Here is a 3,713-nt window from a genome sequence, read left to right as displayed (position 1 = left end):
TAGGGCCCGACCAGGCGACCACAAACCATGGCCAACTGACATCGATTTCATCCAGCAATTGCAAATTGCTCTTATTCAAACTCTTTCACCCTGCTAAGCTTGCACGCCGGTTTTTCGCTCACGCCCAGGATTCTCGATGTCCTTGTCGCTGTCCCGACTCTCCCCCCTGCTGCTGGCCTTTGCCCTCGCCGCTTGTGACGACGCTCCGCGTTTCACCCAGGCCGAGCCCGGCGAAGCGTTGTCGGGCGGCAAAGCCACCGTGCAGCGCACTGACCGCAATGCCTATTCCCTGCCCTCGGCCAACCTCTCGGCCGAGCGGCGCCTGGACTTCGCCGTAGGCAACAGCTTCTTCCGCAACCCTTGGGTGATCGCCCCTTCCACCACCACCGCGCGTGACGGCCTGGGTCCGCTGTTCAACACCAATGCCTGCCAGAACTGCCACGTGCGCGACGGGCGCGGCCACCCGCCAGAGCCGGGCGACAGCAACGCCGTTTCGATGCTGGTACGCCTGTCGATCCCCGACCAGCCCTACCTGGCCAAGGTGGTCGAACGCCTCGGGGTGGTGCCGGAGCCGGTCTATGGCACCCAGTTGCAGGACATGGCCATCCCCGGCGTGACGCCGGAAGGCAAGGTGCGGGTGAGCTACACCAGCGAAACGGTGTCGTTCGAGGACGGTCACCAGGTCGAGCTGCGCAAGCCGGCCCTGCAGATCACCCAGCTCGGCTATGGCGTGATGCACCCCGACACGCGCTTTTCGGCGCGGGTGGCGCCGCCGATGATCGGCCTGGGCCTGCTCGAAGCCATCCCCGAAGCCGACCTGCTGGCCAACGAAGATCCGGATGACCGTAACCGCGACGGCATCCGCGGCCGGGCCAACCGGGTGTGGGACGATGCCCTGGGCAAGACCGTGGTCGGCCGCTTCGGCTGGAAGGCCGGGCAGCCCAACGTCAACCAGCAGAACGTTCACGCCTTTGCCGGCGACATGGGCCTGACCACCACACTGCAGCCCAATGGTGACTGCACCCCGTCGCAGGCCGACTGCCTGGCCGCGCCCAACGGCGACGGTGCCGATGGCGAGAAGGAGGTCAGCGACAACATCCTGCGCCTGGTCACCTTCTACACCCGTAACCTGGCCGTGCCGGCCCGCCGCGACGTGGGCTCGCCGCAGGTGCTGGCGGGCAAGAACCTGTTCTACCAGGCCGGCTGCCAGGGCTGCCATACACCACAGTTCACCACCGCCACCAATGCCGCCGAGCCGGAACTGGCCAACCAGCTGATCCGCCCCTACAGCGATCTGCTGCTGCATGACATGGGCCCGGGCCTGGCCGACGAGCGGACCGAATTTGCCGCCAACGGCCAGGACTGGCGCACCCCGCCACTGTGGGGCATAGGCCTGAGCGAAACGGTCAGTGGCCACAGCCAGTTCCTGCACGACGGCCGCGCCCGCAGCCTGCTCGAAGCGGTGCTCTGGCACGGTGGTGAGGCCGAGGCGGCACGCAATTTCGTACTCACTTTCAATGCCGAGCAGCGTGCCGCGTTGCTGGCTTTCCTGAACTCACTTTAAAAAGCGCAAAGGAGCCGGGCATGTTCCGACCCAAACTGTTGTTCACCAGCCTCGCCGCACTCGCCCTCGGCGCCTGTTCGCCGCAGGACCCGCAAGCCGTGACCTCCGCTGCCATCGCCAAACAGGTGATCCTGCCCACCTACAGCCGCTGGGTCGAAGCCGACCGCACGCTGGCCGCCAGCGCCCTGGCCTACTGCGAAGGCAAGGAAACCCTGGACAAGGCCCGGGCCGACTTCCTCAATGCGCAAAAGGCCTGGGCCGAACTGCAACCGCTGCTGGTCGGCCCGCTGGCCGAAGGCAACCGCGCCTGGCAGGTACAGTTCTGGCCCGACAAGAAGAACCTGGTCGGCCGCCAGGTCGAGCAGTTGGTCAACGCCGACCAGCCCGTCGATGCCGCGGCCCTGGGCAAGGCCAGCGTGGTGGTACGTGGCCTGTCGGCCTACGAGTACATCCTGTTCGACAGCAAGCCGGACATTGCCACAGCCGAGCAGAAAGCCCGCTACTGCCCGTTGCTGGTCGCCATTGGTGAACATCAGAAGGCCCTGGCCGAAGAGATCCTCAAGGGCTGGAACAGCACCGACGGCATGCTCTCGCAGATGACCAAGTTCCCCAACCAGCGCTACGCCGACTCCCACGAGGCCATCGCCGACCTGCTGCGCGCCCAGGTCACCGCCCTGGACAGCCTGAAGAAAAAGCTCGGAGCACCGATGGGCCGCCAGAGCAAGGGTATTCCGCAGCCACTGCAGGCCGAAGCCTGGCGCAGCCACAGCTCGCTCAAGAGCCTGGAGGCCAGCCTCAAGGCCGCCGAAGCGGTCTGGCTCGGGGTCGACAACCAAGGCCTGCGCGGCTTGCTGTCCAGCGATCAGAAAACCCTGGCGGACAAGATCGACGCCGCCTACGCTGCCTCGCTCAAGCTGCTGGCCGCCAACCAGAAGACCCTGGGCGAGCTGCTGGCCGACGACGCCGGCCAGCAAACCCTGAACCAGATCTACGACAGCCTAAACGTCGTCCACCGCCTGCACGAAGGCGAGCTGGCCAAGGCGTTGAACATCCAGCTGGGCTTCAATGCCAACGACGGTGACTGATCATGCTGCGACGCCAGGCCCTCAAACTCGGTAGCGTATTGCTCAGCGCCCTCACCCTGGGCGGCTGGAGCCTGTTCCGCAACAAAGGCAGCGAGCCCCTGCTGCTGTCAGCGCGTGACGACGGCGATGGCAAGCACTATGCGGTCGGGTTCCGCCTGGACGGCACCCAGGTGTTCAGCACCCAGGTCGCCCAACGTTGCCATGCCATCATCCATCACCCGGATCTGCCGATCGCCCTGTTCGTCGCCCGCCGTCCCGGCACCGAAAGCTACCTGGTCGACCTGCGCGACGGGCGCCTGCTGCAGACCGTGAGCTCGCAGCCGAACCGGCATTTCTACGGCCACGCGGTCATCCATAAAAGTGGCGAATGGCTGTACGCCACCGAGAACGACACCACCGACCCGGGGCGTGGCGTACTCGGTGTATACCGCTTCGAAGGCGAGCGCCTGGTGCACAGCGGCGAGATTCCGACCCATGGCATCGGCCCGCACGAAGTGGCCTGGCTGCCGGACGGCGAGACGCTGATCGTGGCCAACGGCGGTATCCGCACCGAAGCCGAGAGCCGGGTGGAGATGAACCTCGACGCCATGGAACCGAGCCTGGTGCTGATGCAGCGCGACGGTACCCTGCTGAGCAAGGAAACCCTGGCCCAGCAGATGAACAGCGTGCGCCACCTGGCGGTGGGCAGCGATGGCACCATAGCCGCCTGCCAACAGTTCATGGGCGATGCCGATGAAACCGCCGAACTGCTGGCAATCAAGCGCCCGGGCGAGCCGTTCAAGGCCTTCCCGGTACCGGAGCGGCAGTTGCAGGCCATGGCCCAGTACACCGCCAGCGTGGCTATCCACAGCGAGCTGCGGCTGGTCGCGCTTACCGCGCCACGGGCCAACCGCCTGTTCGTCTGGGACCTGGACAGCGGCGCGGTGCGCCTGGATGCGCCAATGCCCGATTGCGCGGGGGTGGGCGCGGTACGGGACGGCTTTGTCGTCACCTCCGGGCAGGGCCGTTGCCGGTTCTATGATTGCCGCAAGGCCGAGCTGGTCGGGCAACCGATGAACCTGCCG

The 3,713-nt window shown here is 66.2% G+C and carries 3 protein-coding genes; all 3 read left to right on the top strand.

The window, feature by feature from the left end; translation table 11 throughout:
* The first annotated feature begins 136 nt into the window (after positions 1–136).
* Complete coding sequence (locus tag ACK1U9_RS12355) at positions 137–1,564, top strand: di-heme oxidoreductase family protein (protein WP_108480665.1); 1,428 nt, start codon at positions 137–139, stop codon at positions 1,562–1,564.
* Between the two features lie 20 nt (positions 1,565–1,584).
* A complete protein-coding gene (locus ACK1U9_RS12350) occupies positions 1,585–2,649 on the top strand; it encodes an imelysin family protein (protein ID WP_046616947.1) in 1,065 nt (354 codons plus the stop codon).
* 2 nt (positions 2,650–2,651) lie between these two features.
* Positions 2,652–3,713 (top strand): DUF1513 domain-containing protein (locus tag ACK1U9_RS12345; RefSeq protein WP_449109920.1); only part of this gene is annotated, 1,062 nt, incomplete at its 3' end.

Source organism: Pseudomonas sp. XP1 (genome assembly GCF_053557675.1).
Note: the sequence above shows the minus strand (reverse complement) of the source record. Positions and strands in the feature narration are given on the sequence as shown.

Bases quoted from the DNA above. Each gene is read 5' to 3' on its own strand.
- ACK1U9_RS12355 (WP_108480665.1), top strand. From the start codon at position 137: ATGTCCTTGTCGCTGTCCCGACTCTCCCCCCTGCTGCTGGCCTTTGCC.
- ACK1U9_RS12350 (WP_046616947.1), top strand. From the start codon at position 1,585: ATGTTCCGACCCAAACTGTTGTTCACCAGCCTCGCCGCACTCGCCCTC.